General features: G+C 36.0%; 21 protein-coding genes. 6 read left to right on the forward strand and 15 right to left on the reverse strand.

Annotation, left to right across the window (positions count from 1 at the left end; translation table 11 throughout):
* From F3H01_RS09220 to hemB, 10 genes are all read right to left on the reverse strand, one after another.
* On the reverse strand, nt 1–441 hold a 441-nt coding region (locus F3H01_RS09220), incomplete at its 3' end, for a DUF5416 family protein (protein WP_188116362.1).
* A complete protein-coding gene (locus tag F3H01_RS06780; protein ID WP_103629243.1) occupies nt 441–1,907 on the reverse strand; it encodes an HlyD family type I secretion periplasmic adaptor subunit in 1,467 nt (488 codons plus the stop codon). The genes F3H01_RS09220 and F3H01_RS06780, both read right to left, overlap by 1 nt.
* Before the next feature lie 2 nt (nt 1,908–1,909).
* Nucleotides 1,910–4,048, reverse strand: a complete 2,139-nt coding sequence (locus tag F3H01_RS06785) for a type I secretion system permease/ATPase (protein ID WP_084040698.1) — start codon at nt 4,046–4,048, stop codon at nt 1,910–1,912.
* 3 nt (nt 4,049–4,051) lie between these two features.
* Complete coding sequence (locus tag F3H01_RS06790; protein WP_149725255.1) at nt 4,052–6,001, reverse strand: bifunctional diguanylate cyclase/phosphodiesterase; 1,950 nt, start codon at nt 5,999–6,001, stop codon at nt 4,052–4,054.
* A complete protein-coding gene (locus tag F3H01_RS06795; protein ID WP_021090757.1) occupies nt 5,998–6,654 on the reverse strand; it encodes a transglutaminase-like cysteine peptidase in 657 nt (218 codons plus the stop codon). The genes F3H01_RS06790 and F3H01_RS06795 overlap by 4 nt, the downstream gene beginning before the upstream one ends.
* A 20-nt stretch (nt 6,655–6,674) precedes the next feature.
* Nucleotides 6,675–8,345 (reverse strand): TolC family outer membrane protein, encoded by a 1,671-nt coding sequence (locus F3H01_RS06800; protein ID WP_103629241.1) that lies wholly within the window; start codon nt 8,343–8,345, stop codon nt 6,675–6,677.
* Between the two features lie 117 nt (nt 8,346–8,462).
* The gene (hemN, locus tag F3H01_RS06805) at nt 8,463–9,824 is read right to left on the reverse strand and encodes an oxygen-independent coproporphyrinogen III oxidase (protein ID WP_149725256.1); all 1,362 of its coding nucleotides are present in this window, start codon (nt 9,822–9,824) and stop codon (nt 8,463–8,465) included.
* Complete coding sequence (locus tag F3H01_RS06810; protein ID WP_084040706.1) at nt 9,817–10,302, reverse strand: DUF2603 domain-containing protein; 486 nt, start codon at nt 10,300–10,302, stop codon at nt 9,817–9,819. Before F3H01_RS06810 ends, hemN begins: the two co-directional genes overlap by 8 nt.
* Nucleotides 10,299–11,216, reverse strand: a complete 918-nt coding sequence (gene argF / locus F3H01_RS06815) for an ornithine carbamoyltransferase (protein ID WP_149725257.1) — start codon at nt 11,214–11,216, stop codon at nt 10,299–10,301. The genes F3H01_RS06810 and argF overlap by 4 nt, the downstream gene beginning before the upstream one ends.
* Before the next feature lies 1 nt (nt 11,217).
* The gene (hemB, locus tag F3H01_RS06820) at nt 11,218–12,189 is read right to left on the reverse strand and encodes a porphobilinogen synthase (protein WP_149725258.1); all 972 of its coding nucleotides are present in this window, start codon (nt 12,187–12,189) and stop codon (nt 11,218–11,220) included.
* A gap of 68 nt (nt 12,190–12,257) precedes the next feature.
* On the opposite strand from hemB, the gene ribA reads away from it, so the two are divergent.
* The 5 genes from ribA to htpX are packed head-to-tail and all read left to right on the forward strand — an operon-like array spanning nt 12,258 to nt 14,818.
* Nucleotides 12,258–12,821 (forward strand): GTP cyclohydrolase II, encoded by a 564-nt coding sequence (gene ribA, locus F3H01_RS06825; protein WP_149725259.1) that lies wholly within the window; start codon nt 12,258–12,260, stop codon nt 12,819–12,821.
* Nucleotides 12,821–13,387, forward strand: coding sequence for a 16S rRNA (guanine(527)-N(7))-methyltransferase RsmG (gene rsmG / locus F3H01_RS06830; RefSeq protein ID WP_149725260.1), 567 nt, complete (start codon nt 12,821–12,823; stop codon nt 13,385–13,387). Before ribA ends, rsmG begins: the two co-directional genes overlap by 1 nt.
* Nucleotides 13,384–13,578, forward strand: coding sequence for a hypothetical protein (locus F3H01_RS06835; RefSeq protein ID WP_149725261.1), 195 nt, complete (start codon nt 13,384–13,386; stop codon nt 13,576–13,578). Before rsmG ends, F3H01_RS06835 begins: the two co-directional genes overlap by 4 nt.
* On the forward strand, nt 13,575–13,940 hold the full coding sequence (locus F3H01_RS06840) for a hypothetical protein (RefSeq protein WP_149725262.1): 366 nt from the start codon (nt 13,575–13,577) through the stop codon (nt 13,938–13,940). The genes F3H01_RS06835 and F3H01_RS06840 overlap by 4 nt, the downstream gene beginning before the upstream one ends.
* 8 nt (nt 13,941–13,948) lie before the next feature.
* Complete coding sequence (htpX, locus tag F3H01_RS06845; RefSeq protein ID WP_149725263.1) at nt 13,949–14,818, forward strand: zinc metalloprotease HtpX; 870 nt, start codon at nt 13,949–13,951, stop codon at nt 14,816–14,818.
* Between the two features lie 238 nt (nt 14,819–15,056).
* Here the strand turns inward: htpX and F3H01_RS06850 are convergent, their stop codons facing one another.
* The 5 genes from F3H01_RS06850 to pgp2 are packed head-to-tail and all read right to left on the reverse strand — an operon-like array spanning nt 15,057 to nt 18,103.
* Nucleotides 15,057–15,458, reverse strand: a complete 402-nt coding sequence (locus F3H01_RS06850) for a flagellar protein FlaH (RefSeq protein WP_107769592.1) — start codon at nt 15,456–15,458, stop codon at nt 15,057–15,059.
* The gene (locus F3H01_RS06855; protein WP_084040724.1) at nt 15,449–15,880 is read right to left on the reverse strand and encodes a peptide deformylase; all 432 of its coding nucleotides are present in this window, start codon (nt 15,878–15,880) and stop codon (nt 15,449–15,451) included. The genes F3H01_RS06850 and F3H01_RS06855 overlap by 10 nt, the downstream gene beginning before the upstream one ends.
* 9 nt (nt 15,881–15,889) lie before the next feature.
* Nucleotides 15,890–16,903, reverse strand: a complete 1,014-nt coding sequence (locus F3H01_RS06860) for an alanine racemase (RefSeq protein ID WP_149725264.1) — start codon at nt 16,901–16,903, stop codon at nt 15,890–15,892.
* Nucleotides 16,896–17,135: a CmeU family protein gene (gene cmeU, locus F3H01_RS06865; RefSeq protein WP_021091016.1), complete on the reverse strand. Its 240-nt coding sequence runs from the start codon at nt 17,133–17,135 to the stop codon at nt 16,896–16,898. The genes F3H01_RS06860 and cmeU overlap by 8 nt, the downstream gene beginning before the upstream one ends.
* A gap of 2 nt (nt 17,136–17,137) precedes the next feature.
* Nucleotides 17,138–18,103 (reverse strand): cell shape-determining L,D-carboxypeptidase Pgp2, encoded by a 966-nt coding sequence (gene pgp2 / locus F3H01_RS06870; protein WP_149725265.1) that lies wholly within the window; start codon nt 18,101–18,103, stop codon nt 17,138–17,140.
* A gap of 137 nt (nt 18,104–18,240) precedes the next feature.
* Between pgp2 and F3H01_RS06875 the strand changes: the two genes are divergently transcribed.
* Nucleotides 18,241–18,634 (forward strand): copper chaperone PCu(A)C (locus tag F3H01_RS06875; protein ID WP_149725314.1); only part of this gene is annotated, 394 nt, incomplete at its 3' end.

Consider the following 18,634-nt stretch of genomic DNA (forward strand, 5'->3'; position numbering starts at 1 on the left):
ACGACTTTCGCCGTTTTTGCGTATCTTGTAATCTATTGATGAAAAAAATTTAGTAACTACTGAGGATTTTTCTTCTAAAAAAATAGTCATTTCAAAAAAATCTTGTGATATAGCATATTTATAAGGAGTGTTTAAATTTAAAATTCCGGAATCAAAGTCAAATTTATCCAAACTCTGGTCATAGCCTTTTATTAAAATTTTAATACTTCTTACTATATCATCATAAATTTTTATATTTCCAAATAGTTTTTTATGTCTACTAGCAACATCTACTAATTGTAAAAATTCTATTTCACAATCACTAAATTTAAATCGTTCAATTTCATCATTAACTATATCGCAGCAATGATCATCTTTTATGAGATAGAAATTTTGTAAATCTTGAAATTTTTCGATCTCATATTCACCAAATTTCTTATCATAAAAAGCGATCTTGCCCATTACCTCTCCGTTAAGGCATTTTGCTTTGCCTTTAAAATAGGCTTTAATAAATAATCAAGTATTGTCTTTTTGCCGGTAATGATATCAGCTGAGACTATCATACCAACTTTTATCCTAAGCGGTTTTTCTTCGCTACCAAGATAATTTTTCTCAGTTTCTATCCTGACTAAATAATAGCTCTCGCCAGTTTTTTCATTAGTCTCCGTATCGGCACTAATCTGCGTTACTTTGCCTTTTAAACCACCGTAAATACTAAAATCATAAGCCGTAAATTTAACCATCGTATCAAGCCCAGGCCTCAAAAACGCAACATCGGCTGGTTTTACTTTTACTTCGGCAACCAGTTTATCCTCAAGAGGAACGATCTCGGCAATATTTTCACCAGGCTTGATAACTCCTGATACGGTATGAACCATCATTTTACTAACGATACCATTTACTGGAGATCTTACATATGTTCTTTCTACTCTATCGCTTAGGCTGATTTGTGATTCATTAATCCTTGCGATCTCTGCTGAAACTTCGTTTAGCTCTTTTTTTGCATTATTTTTAAATGCCAGCTTTGCCTCTTCTATCTTATTTTTTGCCTCTTTTATGGTCGATTCGACCCTTGGCACGGCAAGCACAGATGCGTCAAGCTCGCCTTTTAGGTCATTTACGCGTCTTTGAAGTTGGATGTATTCAACCTCGCTAACAAGACCTTTTTTAAAGATAGGCTCCATGATAGCTTTTTCTTTTAAAACAAGGTTGTAGCTATTTTGAGTTTGAGAAATTTTATTTCTAAGCTCATTTAGCTCACTTTGGCGTTGATGGATCTGCTCTGTTAGAATTCCTATTTGCTCATTTAAGTGATCGATGTTTGAGTTGTGCAAGCTTATCTCGTATCTTACGGCCTTGCTATTGTTCGCATCTCTTGTTTCGTTATAGTCAAATTCTTTATCATTGGCTTCAGCGTCAAGCCTCATAAATTTAGCCTGAAGCTCATCAAGCCTTAGCTTTGACTCGCCGTAGCTACTTGTAAAGTTTTTATTATCAAGCCTGATTAGAATTTGATCTTTTTTAACCTCATCGCCCTCTTTTACAAAAATTTGATCCACGATACCACCCTCAAGGTTTTGTATCGCTTGGTTTTTACCTGAAGGGATGATCTTGCCACTACCTCTTGTTATCTCATCTATCTGCGCCCACGAAGCCCAGATAAGAAGCCAAAATACAGTTATACTAACTGCATAAAGTATCTTTTTTGAAGTCGATGGAGCCTTTGCCAAAACCGCTTCTGAAAGGCTTGACATAAATTTCAAATCATAAGCATCATAATTTTTTGTTTGAAGATTAGACTTTATGTCATCTACACTATTTAAAATTTTATTACTAGCTTCCTCTTGTTCTTTTATGTTATTTTCAGAAATTAATCTTTTTTCAGTTTTTGGATTTTCATTTTGTTTATTCTTGATATCTTCTTGCATGATTACTTCCCACTAAGTCTTGCTAAAACTTCATCTCTTGGTCCGTCCAATAAAATTTTGCCATTATCCATAACTATAAGTCTATCAACAAGATCTAGCATCGACGTCCTATGTGTAACAAGCAGCATCGTTTTATTTGCTGTATTTGTCTTTAAATTTATTTTTAACTTATTTTCAACCGTATTATCAAGAGAATTTGTTGGCTCATCAAGCAAAATAATAGGACTATCTAGCAAAAATGCCCTAGCCACAGCTATACTTTGACGCTGTCCGCCACTTATGCCGTCACCTCTTTCAAAGACTGGCATGTCAAATCCGAGTGGATGGGCATTTACATATTCATCAACTCCGCTTACTTTAGCTGCTTTTATAATCTGAATATCATCAACATATGGTGCTTTTTGAACAATATTTTCTCTAACCGTTCCTTTAAAGAGCACAACATCTTGCGGAACATAGCCGATGTTTCGCCTAAGATCGGCTGGATCGATTTGATTAATATCAATACCATCAATTAGCACTGAGCCTTCAGTTGGTGAGTAAAGTCCCAAAATGAGCTTTTGTAAAGTAGTCTTTCCAGAGCCATTTTTGCCTATAATGCCAACTTTTTCACCTGGCTGAATAACAAAATTTATCCTATCAAGCGAACCTTTTGTGGTATCTGGATATGTAAAGCTTACATTTTTAAACTCGATCTTTCCATCAAAAGAATTTCTTCTAACAAATTTTTTGCCTTCTGGCCTTTCAACAGGCATTTGCATAATCTTACTAAGACTTTGATATGCTGTTTTTGTCTGCTCAAAATTTGCAGCAAGTGAAGCTACCTGTCCCATAGGAGCGATAGCACGAGAGCTAAGCATAACCGCAGCGATAAGACCACCCATTGTAAGATGTGTATCTTGTATCATGTAGACGCCAAGAACGATGATGGCAATAGTATTTAATTGCACTAAAAAAGATGTAACAGTCGTTATTGAAGTTGTGATAATTTTTGATTTAATGCTTCTATTTGCTATCTCACCAGTTGCCTCTTCCCAGTTCCACTGTATATGTCCGCTAGCACCAAGGGTTTTGATGGTTTCAAGACTGCTAAGGCTCTCTATTAAAATTCCATTTTTTATAGCCGAAGCCTCAAATGTACTTTTAATAGCATTTTGAAGTGGATCTTTTATAAAAAATGTATAACATAAAATAGCTATCATGATAACAATTGGCACGAGTACGATATAACTTCCTATAAAATAAGTAACTATCAAGAAAATGATCGCAAATGGAAGATCGACAATGGCTGCCAATGAGGCTGATGAGAAGAAATTTCTAACCGTATCAAACTCTTTTAGATTACTAGCAAACGAACCAACAGATTTTGGTTTATTGCTAAACTTCATATCCATAACACGCTCAAATAAAATAGAGCTCATTATGATGTCACTCTTTTTACCAGCAATCTCAAGAAAATATGATCTTACAAATTTCAAAAAAAGATCTATGCCATAAACTACACTTACACCAAGTGCCAAGACCCAAAGTGTCTCAACCGCATTATTTGGTACAACACGGTCGTATACATTCATCGTAAAAAGCGGACTAGCAAGAACAAATAAATTTATAATAAAACTTGCAAGAACAACATCAAAATAAATCTTTTTTGAACGTTTTAGAGTTCCCCAAAACCAGTGGTCATTGCCCGCATCAATTAGCTTTGTTGAGCTAGTATCCTCTGGAACAAACTCACGCTTTAAATAGTATGCATAGCCTAAATATTCTTCTTTTAATTTACTTATTTCTATCGTGCTAGTACCAGTTGAAAGTTCTGGTGTTATGATATTTGCTGTCTTTTTATCTTTACTAAAAGATTGCAAGATGCAAGCTTTTTTGCCTCTAAGCATTAAAATGCAAGGTAAAACTAAAGGAGAGATTTGTTCGAGATCTTTTCTTACAAGGGTAGAAGCAAAACCAGCGCGAGAAGCAGCACGAGAAAATAAAGACCTTGAGCTTTTAAGTGAAAAAAGCTCAATCTCATCGCCATCTTTTACTGGCAAGCCAATAGTTAAAGCATCGGCACTGTATGGATTATTATGAAGCTTGGTAAAAATAACCAAACATTGAAGCAGTTCATCTTTTATCTTATCACTATGCATCTATCATCCAATGTTCTTAATTTCATCTATATAAATTCCTTGCATATTTTTAATGCCAAGATCAATTAGCTTTTTCTTCTGCTCTTCCCCTTCAACACCGATTGCGATCAAAATAATGTCTTTTGAGCTTAAAACAACATCAAGTGATTGTTTTGTGTTTACTCCTGACTTATCACTTAAGAAGTCAATCAAGACATTTGACTGAATTTTTACATAATCAGGGTTAAATTCTTTTAGTTTCTCAATACCTTTTGCGTTAAGCTCGAAGTGGTCAAAACCAAATCCAAAGCCAAGTTCTTTTAATTTTTTAGTAAGCTTAACTATACTTTCTATGCTAATATCGTCTTTATTTGGAATTTCTATATAGTTTTTATATTTTGAAATTTGACTTATCTTTTTAAGTGTAGCTTCGAGTTTTGAAAAATTTTCATCTGAGTTTAATATCTCTTTGCCCAAATTTATTGCCAAGCTGCCACTTGGTAAGATATTCTCTGGTAAAATTCTGGCAACTCTATTTAAGATATGAAGGTCAAGCATTGCACCTAAATTTAGCTCATTTACCATCGGCATGAAATATGAGGCCATACGCCATACACCATCTTTATCAACAAGCCTCAAATAAAGCTCATACTGTTCAAAATTTGAATTAAGATCAATCACCTTTTGAGCTGCGAATTTAAATTCATCCTCTTTTATTGAGTCAAAAATAAGCTCTTTGTACTTCTCTTTACCAATCACTAAAGTATTTTGATTTTCATTAAATACCTTATATGTAAAGCTTCCAGCAAGTCTTGAGCTAGCCAATGTAACGTCAGCTGAAGTAAGAAGTGTCTTGATATCAGTATTTGGTGAATACTCAACTATCGCAGCATTTACTGGATACTCGCTATCATTTAGCGCAAAATTTGCATAAAGCTTTTTAAACTCGTTCATAATTTCATCACATAGAGCCAAGAAATTTGATGAATTTCTACCATACGAAAGTACGATAAAATCATTATCGTTAAGCCTTGCAACAATCGCATTTTTATCATTATGAATTGATTTTTCTTGTAAAATTTGAGCTATTTTCATTATAACGCTTTGCCATTTTTCAAAGCCAAGCGTACTTTTTAAATTTATTAGATCTTTAAAACTAACAAGCAAAGCAACACCACTTGAATATTCTTCACTAGCTAGATACTCACTAAATTTAGTTTGAAAAAATCTTCTGTTATTAGCACCACTCATTGTATCTTTATATAAAAGCTCTTGATATTTACTGAGTGTAGCTGCCTCTCTCTCAAAAATGTCTTTTACCTTACTAACCATAGAGTTCATAGCTAGAACCATTTTTTTAAGATCAGCTGTAAATGGAATTCTTTTTTGAATGATAAATTTATTATCAAGTATGGCCTCAGCCTGATCTTGAACCTTCATAAGCGGCCTAAAAATAGCTTTTAGAGCGAAATATGCCACCACAAGAGTGGCAATTATCATTAGAAGAAGAAAATTAAAAATATTTTTTGAGTTAGTATAAAGCTCATTATAGGCTAGTGCGGTACTGCCTTGAACATAAAGCGTGCCAAATTTTGCCCAACCAGTCATAATCTCGCTATCTGCTATTGGCGCTTCAAACTTGGCTATTTTATAAAACCACTCAGGAATATCTTTAACAACTGTTTGTTGAGAATTTTCAATAAGAACCTTGCCATCAACATCTTCAAGCTTGATAAGCTTGTATCTACCGCTGTCAAACATAGAATTTATCATTGTTTGAGCCAAGGACATGTCATCTGGATCGATAATAGGCTTTAAAGCAAGTCCGAGCGAATTTGCTGTATGTCTTGCGTTTTCACCAAGCTGGTCATTAATATATCCATTTAGGCTCTTAAAATTTAAGTAGCCAACAGCCATAAAAATCATGATACCAAAAGTTATCACGGCGATCATAATTTGTTTAAATAGCGTCATAAATCCTCTTTTCCTATCCTATCTATTAGTTCCATCCACTTAGGATTTTGTTTTTTATTTCCACCTGGTATTGCTTGACCAAGACCTTCTTGTTTTGCCAAGTATAGCGAATCACCATTAAAACTATAAACTGGAACAAGGTCTGTTCTTTGAGTTGCGATTTTTATTTTACCATTTATGTTATCTAAAATTAATGGAATAGATTTTGGTGTATCGTAGTATGCTAAAACCATATGAGCTTGATTGTATCTTAAGGCTTTAACATATGTGAAGTATAATTTTTGAGTTGGAATTCCTAGCTGCTTTAGTGTAAAATATTTTGCGATAACGTAGTCTTCGCAGTCACCAGCACCTTTTCCTATAAATTCCATTCTAGTAGCCCAATAATCCTTTTTGTGCCAAAGCTGCATATCATCAACCCATCTAAAAGAGTTAAAAAAGTCATTTACTTTTATTAATTTCTCTTGTTCAGTTGCATCTTGCAATGAAGCCATTAAAGAATTTAGAGCAGAAGCCCTTCTTCTTGCATCTTCTCCATAAATTTTAGCTACCTTTGCTATAGTTGTTGATTTTATAAAATCTCCAATAGCACTTGCTAATAATAAAAAAAGGACGCTTACTATAAGCGTCCAAAAATTTGTCTTGACCCTCATGGTCATTACTTTTTACATTTTTATCTTAAATCGTTTTGAATGCTGCAAGCACCTTGAATGTATCTCTTTGCAAAACCTGGTTCAAAGCTATCTGAGATCATTCCCATATTATCTAATAGTCTGTATTTCGCATAAGATAGCGCTGTCTCAGTTGTAGCGATCTCTTTTAATGCAGAGTTATATTCATTTTCAGCATCAAGCAAGTTTATAAGATCACGACGACCAATTCTAAATTCATCCTGATAAGCATCAAGTGTAGCTTTAGCATATTCAACGTGTTGATTTAAGTACCCCATTTTCTCTTGGTTAAGAACATAATTTTGCCATGAAAATTCCAAAGATTCTTTAAGCTCTCTTACAAGATTGTCCAAAGTTTGTTGCTCCTGTTGAACGGCAAGTTGGCTTTTTTCTTTATCTAGTTTATCATTACCTTTATTGTAAAGGTTGTAGTTTAGTCTTAAAAGTGCGTCAAATGTTTGTTCTTCATAATTATCATATAAAACATTTGAATGATCATACGCACCAGATACAACAAGATCTAGCTTTGGTAAGAATGGCGCATTTTTCTCTTTTACAACTGACTCTGCCATAGCAATATTTGATTTTTGAACCAAAAGTGACGGATTGCAAAGGATAGCTTTGTTGTAAACAGCTTCTTTCGTGCTAGGCAAAGGAAGGCTAAACTCAGGCATTACTAAATTTTTAGCTGCAACTTTTTTTCCATATAATTTCTCAAATGTAGAAAGTGCATCTTCATAGTTATTTTTAGCAGCTGTATAGTTTGATTGAGCTAAAGTATAGCGTGATCCAGCTTGTCTCTCTTCAGAAGCTACGCCATAACCTGACCTTGCTCTATCTTTAATTTGGCTATAAATTTCCTCATGACTCTTTACGTTTTCTTCTTCAATGTCTAAAATTCTCTTAGTTTGAAGAACTTGTAAGTAAGCATTTGCAGCATTTAATGTAAGTCTATCTGCAGCTTGTGCTACTGAATAAGCAGCTGAATCAAGTCTTGCGCTTTGAGAATTTATTCTATTTTTATCAGCACCACCATTGTATAAATTTTCAACCAAAGTTAGAGATGTACCAGAAATTCTTCCATCTCCTCTTCTTGTAGAAACTCCATCATCAAGGCGTTTTTTCTCATATCCCACTCTAGCAGCAGCGTCAAGTGTTGGATAATAGGCATTCTTTGCTATTTTTAGATCTTTACCAACTTGTAGATAGTTAAATTCTGTAGCTTTTAAACTTGGATTTTCATTTAAAATAGTCTTTATAACTTGATCTAAAGTCAAAACTCCATCATCAACTTGTGCTACTGGTTTTACTTCAGTTGATATAGCTTGTTCTATATTAGATTTTTTTGTTGTTTGAGTATCAGCCACAGGTGCTTTTGCTCTCATTAAAGCATCTTTATAGCCTGATTCGTTTTGAACTTTAACTAATAGACTATTAGCTTCATCCTCAGAGACTGGAGTCGTGTCAACATATAAAAATTTTCGTCCACCAACCTCATAGATACCTGTAGTTAGTCTGCTGTCAGAGATTTTGCTATTGACTTTATTAACAACACTATCAATTCTAGCCTGATTATCATCTTGTGCAAATGAAGCTAGAAAAATCCTATAAGGAACATCTTGAGCTGACAGCACAGTTACTGCCAAAGCACTAATTGCTAACATCTTTTTCATAACTAAGATCCTTTTACCTTATTTTTTATTATTAAGTCTATACTTAAATTTTGATGCGAATTATACACCAAGAAAAATTAAATGTATTTTAAATATCTTATGACAAAAAAATAATTTTTATATAGTTTTAGAAAAACGCCTTAAATTCTCGGGAATTTTCTTTAGATATTCATCAAAACACATTGCAATATTTCGTATTATCAGCGTTCCTGTCTCATTAACGCTGATCTTATCTGCCGTAACATCGACAAATTCACTTAAATTCTTTAGCTCTTCAAGCTCATTTTTGAAATGTTCAAAGAAATTTATATAAAATTCATCCTCGACTGCCTTAATATTAAGCCCGAAATTACTCATCAAACTCATGATCACACTTTTTCTAAGCAAGTCTTCATCGTTTAGATAAATTCCCTTTGCATATGGCAATTTTCCAGCATCAATCGCCTTTTCATACTCGTCCATATCTTTATGATTTTGCGCGTAGTGTCTTTTGCACTCGCCAATACTTGTGATGCCTATGCCAATGAGATCAGCGCCACCCTTTGTCGTATATCCTTGAAAATTTCTATGCAAAGTACCATTTGCAAGAGCACCAAAAAGCTCATCATTTGGCTTTGCAAAGTGATCCATTCCTATCATTTTATAGCCATTTTTGGTTAAAAACTCAGCTGTAAATTTTAAAATTTCAAGCTTCACTTCTGGATTTGGCAATGTGGTTTCATCAAATTTACGCATTGATTTTTTTATCCATGGCACATGAGCGTAGTTAAATACCGCAAGTCTATCGGGATCAAGTGTGAGGGCTAGTTCAAGCGTCTTTTTAAAGCTCTCTAGGCTTTGATACGGCAGACCGTAGATCAGATCCATATTTATTGATTTTATACCCTTCTCTCTAGCCATTTTTACAGCATTTTGGGTGATCTCATAGGGCTGAATTCTATGAATTTCTTTTTGCACCTTTTCATCAAAGTCTTGCACGCCGTAACTTATGCGATTAAAGCCATGAGATATGAGCACATCAAGCTGCTCGTTTGTTAAAAATCTCGGATCTATCTCGCAGCTTATCTCAGCCTCTTTTGAGAAATTTTTAAATTTAGATTTGATTAGTTTTATGATCTCATCAAGCTGTGCAGCATTATAAAATGTTGGTGTACCACCACCAAAGTGCATTTGTAAGACCTCGGCACTGGTGTCCAGGTGGTGAGCTAAAATTTCAAGCTCTTTTTCTATATATCTTATATATTTCTCTTTGCGGTCCTCTTTGCTCGTGTAAATGACATTACAGCCACAAAAATAACAAGCACTTCTGCAAAATGGCAAGTGTAAATAAAGCGAAAGCGGTCGATTCAAATCACGATTTTCAAGCTCTTTTATATAAGCTTCATAGCTAAATTTATCACTAAACTCTGGTGCTGTCGGATAGCTAGTATATCTTGGCCCTGGCCTTGAATACTTCACATAAGCACTAAAATCAATCATCTGCCCTACTCCTTGCCATTTGAATCACCTCTTTTATGTCTACAAATAAATTTGGGTGCTCTTTTTTGATATTTTTTACTAGTTTGTCAAGATCAATATTAAATTGCCTACTTTTTTTATCGCTTGCGATCTTTTTTATCTCATCCATAGCAACCACCCAAACATCGCTAAAATCAACCGGTATATTTTGCCAGATCGTCTTTTCAAGCCTTAGATCAAAATTTTCTTTTTGCGACTCTTTTAAGGCCTCGATCAAAGCCGAAAGCGATTTTACAGAGATTACTGTGTGTAAATTTTGATTTTCATCAATACCAAACCACGGCTCTTTTGAGTCCCAAGAGCCACTTTTTAAATTTAAAATATGCTCATTTGGATTTTTTGTTGAAACTATCTCAAAGATCGTCTTTTCAGGGCTACTCAGCCCAAGGTTATTGCCGATCTCATCTATCTCATCATATATATTTTTCTCTTTGCTCATCTTCTTCTCTCATCCAGCCAGACCATCACGCTTTTTTGGGCATGAAGTCTGTTTTCAGCTTCGCTAAAAATTTCATCTGCGTGCTTCTCAAAAACTGCCTCGCTCACCTCGTAGCCCCTATAAGCTGGCAAGCAGTGCAAAAATATCGCGTCTTTTTTAGCTAAGCTCATCAAATTTTCATCCACACAGTATCCAGCAAAGTCTTTTAGTCTCTTTTCTTTCTCAGCCTCTTGCCCCATCGATACCCAAGTATCTGTAGTCACTACATCGGCACCATTTACCGCTTCTTTTATATCATTTGTGATAAAAATTTTCGCACCTGAAATTTTTGCGTTTTCATTAGCCATCTTTAAAATTTCAGCGTCTACCTCGTAGCCTTTTGGCGTGGCTACTCTTAGCTCAAGTCCTAGCTTGCTAGCTAGCATGAGCCACGAGTGAGTCATGTTGTTGCCGTCCCCTACGTATGCGACCTTCTCGCCTGCACTAAATTCAAGCATGGTTAGATAATCCGCCATTAGCTGCACTGGGTGAAATTTATCGCTTAAGCCATTTATCACTGGCACGCTTGAAAATTTAGCAAATTCTTCTAGCGTCTCGTGTTTATCGACCCTTAGCATAGCCATGTCGCACATTCTGCTTATCACTCTAGCGGTGTCACGTATAGGCTCGCCGCGTCCTATTTGTATATCATTTTTGCTTAAAAATAGCGCATATCCACCAAGCTCATGCATGCCAACATCAAAGCTTACTCTCGTTCTAGTCGAGCTTTTTTCAAATATCATCGCAAGCTTTTGATCTTTTAGATATGGCTTAAATTCTCTAGCCTTCGCCTCTTTTTTGATCTTGCTGGCTAAATTTATCATCTGCTCGATTTCATCTTTGCTAAAGTCATTTAGCGTCAAAAAGTGCCTCATCTTAGCCCCTTAAAATTTTAGCCGCTTCTTTTGCGTGATAGGTGATGATCAAATTTGCCCCTGCTCTTTTAAAGCCGATCAAAGTCTCCATCATAACGCGATCATAGTCGATGATGCCAGCTTTTGCACCAGCTTTTAGCAGTGCGTATTCGCCGCTTACGTTGTAGACACAAAGTGGTAGAAGTGTTAAATTTCTTAGCTCTCTAACGACATCAAGATAGGCAAGCGCTGGCTTTACCATCAAGATATCAGCACCTTGCGCCTCGTCCTGCAAGCTCTCATTTATAGCTTCAAGGCGGTTTGCGCTATCCATTTGATAGCTCTTTCTATCGCCAAAGCTTGGTGCGCTTTGTGCCACATCGCGAAATGGTCCGTAGTAGGCTGAGGCAAATTTAGTCGAGTAAGCCATCACTGGTAAATTCTCAAAGCCATTGCTATCAAGCGTCTCTCTTAACGTTGCGATGATGCCGTCCATCATACCGCTTGGTGCAATCATATCAGAGCCATTTTGAGCGTGTATCAAGGCTTGTTTTGCTGAAATTTCAAGTGTGGCATCGTTGTCAATGGTGTTATGCACGTGATCGATTATGCCGCAGTGGCCGTGGTCTGTGTACTCGCAAAAGCAAAGATCAGTGACGACTACCAAATTTGGGAATTTATCTTTTATGGCTCTAAGTACAGTTGCGATGATGCCGTCATTACTTAGTGCGTCGCTGCCAACGCTATCTTTTAGGCTTGGTATGCCAAATAAAATGATCGATTTTATGCCTAAATTTACTATCTCTTCGCACTCTTTTAAAATTTCATCGATACTCATTTGATAAACGCCCGGCATCGAAGCGATCTCGTTTTTAACGCCTTTGCCCTCGACTACAAAGAGCGGATAGATGAAGTCATTTACGCTAAGGCTAGTCTCTCTCACCATGTCTCTTAGGGCTGGATTTATTCTTAATCTTCTAAAACGTTTAAACATATTTTTGCCTTTTCTTTGTTAAAATGCGTGATTTTTAGCTAGTTTAGCACAGTTGGAGTAAATTTAAAATGAAAATAGAAATTTCAAACGCCGCAAATCTACCATCAAGATTTGGCACTTATAAGGTTCAAGCCTTCAAAGAAGGGTCAAAAGAGCACCTCGTGATCTACAAAGAGCCTTTAAGCGAAGTGGTAAATCTTAGAATTCACTCCGAATGCCTAACTGGCGATGCGATCGGAAGCCTAAAGTGCGACTGCCGCGACCAGCTTGAAGCGAGCCTAAAATATATCGAAGAAAATGGCGGCATGGTCATCTACTTGCGTCAAGAAGGCAGAAATATCGGGCTTTTAAACAAAATAAACGCTTACAGCCTGCAAGATAAGGGCCTTGACACCATTGAGGCTAATCACCAGCTAGGTTTTAAGGCCGATGAGAGGACGTATGAAGTGGTTGATTTTATCTTAAATCACTACGGCATAAAAGAGGTAAATTTACTCACAAATAACCCTTTAAAACTTCATGGACTAAGCTCAGTAAAGATCGTAAAACGCGTGCCTATCGTCATAAAACCAAATAAATTTAATGAAGGCTACCTGAAAGTAAAAAAAGAGCAAATGGGGCATATTTTGTAATGAAAAATGAGCTTTGCTTGCCGGCTGAATTTGACAAAAAAGTAAAGGCTTACGCTCAAATTTTTACTAAATTTAACAAAGTTCATAGCTTAAGCAATTATAAAGATATAAACGAGCAGGTGCTTGATAGCATAAAACCGCTTGAAATTTTTGACCTAAGTGCCAAAACGGCGATCGATGTGGGCAGTGGAGCCGGCTTTCCAGCGATATTTTTAGCACTCGCAATGCCGCAAACAAAGTGGCACCTTTTTGAGCCGATAGCCAAAAAGTCATCATTTCTAAGCTACGCTAAAATCGAGCTTGGCTTAGAAAATCTAGAAATTTACAGCCAAAAGATCGAGCTTGCAGATAAATTTACAGCTGATCTCATCACCTCAAGAGCCCTTAGCAAGATAAAAGAGCTTATAAGAATTTGCGATGGGTTTTACGATGAAAAGACCAACTTTCTCATCTACAAAGGCTCAAGCGTCATGGAGGAAATTTCAGGCATCAACGCAAAAATTTATAATGAAAAAAATAGAAATTACATATTTTTTAATCTAAAAAATCATGGAGAAAAACATTGAAATACTTGCTTTTTGCGGCGATTTTAGTTGCGATTTACATTATATTTTTTAAAAATAGGAAAAATAGTGACAAGGTAAGCAGCAGCAACTTCGAAGAGTGCAGCAAATGCGGCGTCTTTAGCGACATCGATCAAATGGTGCTAAGAGACGGAAAATACATCTGCAAAGAGTGCATAAAGGGTGAGAGATGAAAATTTTGGGTGATGAGCTGATCAAATTTGAACCGCTATTTCTTTGCAAAAGCGAAGATGAAATTTCAAACAGCAGGCAAAATCTCTTTAAATTTGATAGAAATTTGATAAAAAGAGCACTAGAAGTTGAAGCAAGCTTTAGCGTTTTTGTGACGAATGCAAATGAAGCCATTATCGCAAACGCGGCTGGAGCAAAATTTATTATCGCAGATATTGACATTGCAAAAGATCTAGCAAAGATCGCTGAGAGTTATCTATTTGACGCACTTATAGCTGTTTTCATAAAAGATGAAAGCGAGCTAACACAGCTTGCAAAATTTAACATTGACGCCGCGATCTTGCCAAACGCTATAAAAAAATAAGGACAAAGATGGAAATTTTTAAAACTGCTTTTTTAATGGTTACTTTAATGCTGATTTTTATCGCTGTTGGCGGATATATTGGAGGTGAGCATGGCATGATGATCGCCTTTTTGATAGCAGCTGGCACAAATATCTTTTCATATTTTTTTAGTGATACTATAGTGCTTAAAAGATATAACGCTATCCCAGTCGATGAGAGTAACGCTCACGGGCTTTACGAGATCGTGTCTCGCCTCACACAAAAGGCAAATTTGCCTATGCCAAAAATTTACATCATCCCAGAAGAGGTACCAAACGCCTTTGCCACAGGCAGAAACCCAAGCCACGCAGCTGTCGCGGTAACCGAGGGGCTTTTAAAAATTTTAAATGAAAACGAGATCGAGGGCGTGCTAGCTCACGAGCTAAGCCACGTAAGGCACTACGACATCCTAACTGGTTCAATTGCTGCCATACTAGCTGGTGCTATCGCAATGCTTGCAAATTTTGCTAAGATTGGTGGTATTGCTGGGCAGAGTGGCGGTTCAAGAAGAGGTGGCGGTAATGCCATCGTTATGCTAGCACTTGCTATACTCATGCCAATAGCTGCCACAATCATCCAAATGGCGATCTCAAGGGAGCGCGAGTATAAGGCAGACAAGGGTGCAGCCTATCTAACAGGACACCCAGAGTGGCTTGCAAGTGCTCTAAGAAAGCTTGAGAGCTACTCAAATTCTTACATCATGCAAAATGCAAGCGAGCAAAGTGCTCATATGTTTATCGTAAATCCATTTGGCTCGCTAACTAACAAGCTTGGCGTACTTTTTAGAACTCACCCAAGCACTAGCGATAGGATCGCTGAGCTTGAAAGACTTGAGCAAGAGATAAAAAGAGACATGTAAAAATTTAGCCTTTTGTAAAATTTGGGCTAAATTTCTTCTTTTTGCTATCTTTTTTGGCCTTAAATATAGACATTTACAAGAAATTTTAATTTTATGAGCGAGTAATTTCGGATCTAAAATTTGAGCCAATCGGTGGGCGAAATCAAATTTTATTAGTCGATTCTTGCAAGTAAATAAAATTTAAAATTTACAAAAATATCAAATTTACAACCAAAAAACCGAAATTTAACCCCAAATTTCACTGCAATTTCTTACAGTCACGATCTTCTATAGTGTACTCAAAGATCAGCTCACCATTTTCTGAATAGAAAAGCTCGTCCAAGGTGACACCGATACTTAGCATATTTAAGATCTCTTTATCTTTGCAAGCAGTTCGCAAATTCTCTTTTTTGATAGCTTCGATAAATTCTAAAAGCTCTTTCTCTTCAAGCCTTTTGATCTCTTGCTTTCTTGCATGTTTGACGGCGTATCTATAGATGAGCGTATCACCGACATTTAGGATATCGTTAAGTGTCAGTGTTGGCGTACAGATAAATGGGAGCTTTTTTTTGTAGTAAGTTGCGTGATTTTTCGCTGCCATATCTGGCGTAAGAGCCAGGGCAAGCGAGTAAAAAAACAGTAAAAAAATGACTACTCGCAACTACTTTTATCCAAATTTATATCAAAAAAATGCCTACCCTCAAAGCCGTAACTACCACTTAGAGTGATGCCACGATTTAGCACAGCTCTTGCCATACCTGAGTTGCAAAGCGCCTCTTTTCCGTTTTTATAAAACTCATCTTTTAAAGCTAAAATTTGAGCTTTGTTGTAGCCTTTTATCCTCTTTGTCTTGGTCTCGTTTAAAACAAACTCGCCATGTATGTTTAGCCCGCTGCTACTCACATCTTTTAGCGTAATCATCTCATCGACTCTGCTTGGCAAATTTGGCTTTGCAGTTTGGACGACAAAAGCTGGGATCTGCTTAGTATCAAGCTGATTTAATATCTGCTCATAAATTTTAAACTCACTCTCTTGCACACCAAAAGCAAGGCTAGCAAAAGCTAATAAAACGATCTTTTTCATATATTGCCTTTATATAAATTTCCTAGTGATGTTTGGCGAGAGCTTTACTAAAATATCATAACTTATCGTATCAAAAAATTTCGCCCAAATATTTGCATCCTCAAAGACACAGACCCACTCACCGCTATCTTTACAGCTAAAGCTATCCATAGAAATTTTTCCTAGTATTGGCTCGTTATTGGCAAGTCTTAGCTCACCACAGCCATTGTATCTTAGTAATCCATCACCATATCCAAGATCATAAGTGGCTACACTTATATCTTCTTTTGCACTAAATTTAGCACCATATCCAACGCTTTGACCACTTTTTAAAATACGCTTACTAACTCTTCTTGCCCATAGTGAAAGTACTGGCTTTAAGTTCAAACTATCACCAAACTGAGCGTATCCATACTGTGCGATGCCAACGCGAACCATATCATCATCGATTTCGCTTGCTCTTTCAAGCGCAGCTGAGTTGTGAGAGTGAAAGATCGGTTTTTTTATACCAAACTCATCGCAAAGAGCTAAAATTTTCTCTTTTGCAGCCCTAAAATTTTCCCTTTGCACAAAATAATCAGCATTTAGCTCATCACTTGCACGAAAATGAGTATAAGCTCCAAGAAGCTCTAAATTCCTTCTTGTTAAAATTTCAAACGCATAATCAAGCTCGCTAATATCAAGCCCATTTCTATGCATGCCAGTATCGATTGCAAGGTTGATTTTTGAGCCATCTTTTATCTTTAAAAGCGCTTCTATATCATTTATCGCATAGATAAATTTACTGCTTTCATTTCCGGTTGGGATATGTGAGAGAATGAGAATATTTTCAAATATGTCAGAAATTTCATCTGCCTCAAACTCACTTTTTACAGCACAAATTTCTATACCAAATTTTTTAGCTTCATTTGCAATAAGCCTTGCGCCATGACCATAAGCATTGTCTTTTAATACAACTATTACTTTCTCTTTACCACCAGCTTTAGCACAAATTTGAGTGAGGTTATGGATATATGAAGCTTTATTTAGGCGTATTTCAGACATTAAAATTCACATTAAAAGCAGTATAAACATCCGGTAAAAGTTTTCTTACGTTGTAATCAAATGCATAAAATTTAGCGTAAATTTCTTTCAGATCAGCCTCTTTTACTTTGCTAAAATCAAAAACATCAGTACCATCTTTCTTTGGAACTTGGCGGTCAAGCTCAGCAAAAAAAGCAGCTCTTGCCTCTAAAATTTTCTCTATTTTTTCTTTTACTTCTTGAGATTTTTCCACTTTTACTCCTCTATAAAAATTTTCATATCATCGTTATAAAGCTTCACATAAAGTGTCTTTTGACCAGCAAATTTATGTGTATCTGAAACATAATCCTCATAAAAACTCACACGAAAAAGCCTATCGTTTTTAAGATTTGGATAAGGCGTGATGAGAAAATTTGAAAAACTAATGCGTTTTTTCTCTTTTTTAGAAAAAATAGCCCGCTTCATACTTTTAAATTTTTCCAAGCTCATACCATCGTATCGCTCAAAGTTTTTATCATAAAATTTAAGATAGTTTTCAATGTCACTCTCGCTCCATGTCTTTTTCCAGCCCAGAAGTCCAGAAATGATCACTGCAATATCTTTTGCACTAGCTTCTGGGCGCTTATCTTCATAAATAAATGCAAGTGTTTTTTTGTGATCCACTACATCATCAAATTTCATCAAAGTATCATTTTGCATAGCCACGCAGCCTTTTGTTTTTAGCTCATCTGTCCTTTGACCATCAAGTGGATAGCCATGTATCCAAATGCCACCGCCATTTCGCTTTGCAAGCTTATCAAGCAAATTTGGATATGAAAGCGAAAATGCAAGTGGGCCAAGATATCTATCATTTGGCGTAAATCTACGTGTAAGCTGATACACTCCAACCGGTGTTTTTAGATCGCCTTCAAGAAGCTTATCGCCATTTTTGCCAACTATAACGCTTGAGCTAAAAAGCTTTTTTGTAATGCCGCCATTATAAGAGATCACTTCAAGCTTCTTTTTAGTTTTATCAACTACACTTAGAAGTATCTCATTGTCATAATACCCATATCTTACATCCTTGCCTTCAAGCTTTTTTAGCCAGTAATCCTTACTTAAAATATTTTTTTCGATGGCATCAATAACAGCAGCTGAGCCATTTTTTAAGTAAATTTCTTCGTAATTTTGGGCAAAAAGATAAGGCGATAACGCGATGAAGAAAAATATAATTTTTTTCAAGTGAAATATCCCAAAAAGTAAAATTTAGTCCGTAATTATATCCTAAAAAATTTATATTTTTAGGTTTTAAAGGTAAATTAAGTAGTTCTAAGTGTATAATGTGAAAACCATTATTAATTTTATCACAAAGGAAAAATATGAAGAAAATCGTTTTTGGTGCGATGCTTGCAGCTTCTGCTCTTATGGCGGCTGATATCAGCCTAGAAAATGTTAGAGCTAGAGATACAAAACCTGGCACAAACAATAGTGCAATTTTTATGGATATAAAAAATGCTTCAAATTCTGATGTAAAGCTTGTTGGTGCTCACTCAAGCGTTTGCAAAAGCACAGAAATTCATACTCACAAAATGAATGATGGTATGATGGCTATGGTTCAAATCGAAGATGCAGTGATCCCAAAAAATGGCGAAACAAAACTAGCTCCTGGCGGTTTACACATTATGCTTATGGATCTAAATAAACCATTAAAAGATGGTGATAAAGTTGATTTAGAGCTAAAATTTAGCAATGGCGAGAGCATAAAGCTTGATA

It is taken from the genome of Campylobacter concisus (genome assembly GCF_902460875.1).
Taxonomy (GTDB): domain Bacteria; phylum Campylobacterota; class Campylobacteria; order Campylobacterales; family Campylobacteraceae; genus Campylobacter_A; species Campylobacter_A concisus_AA.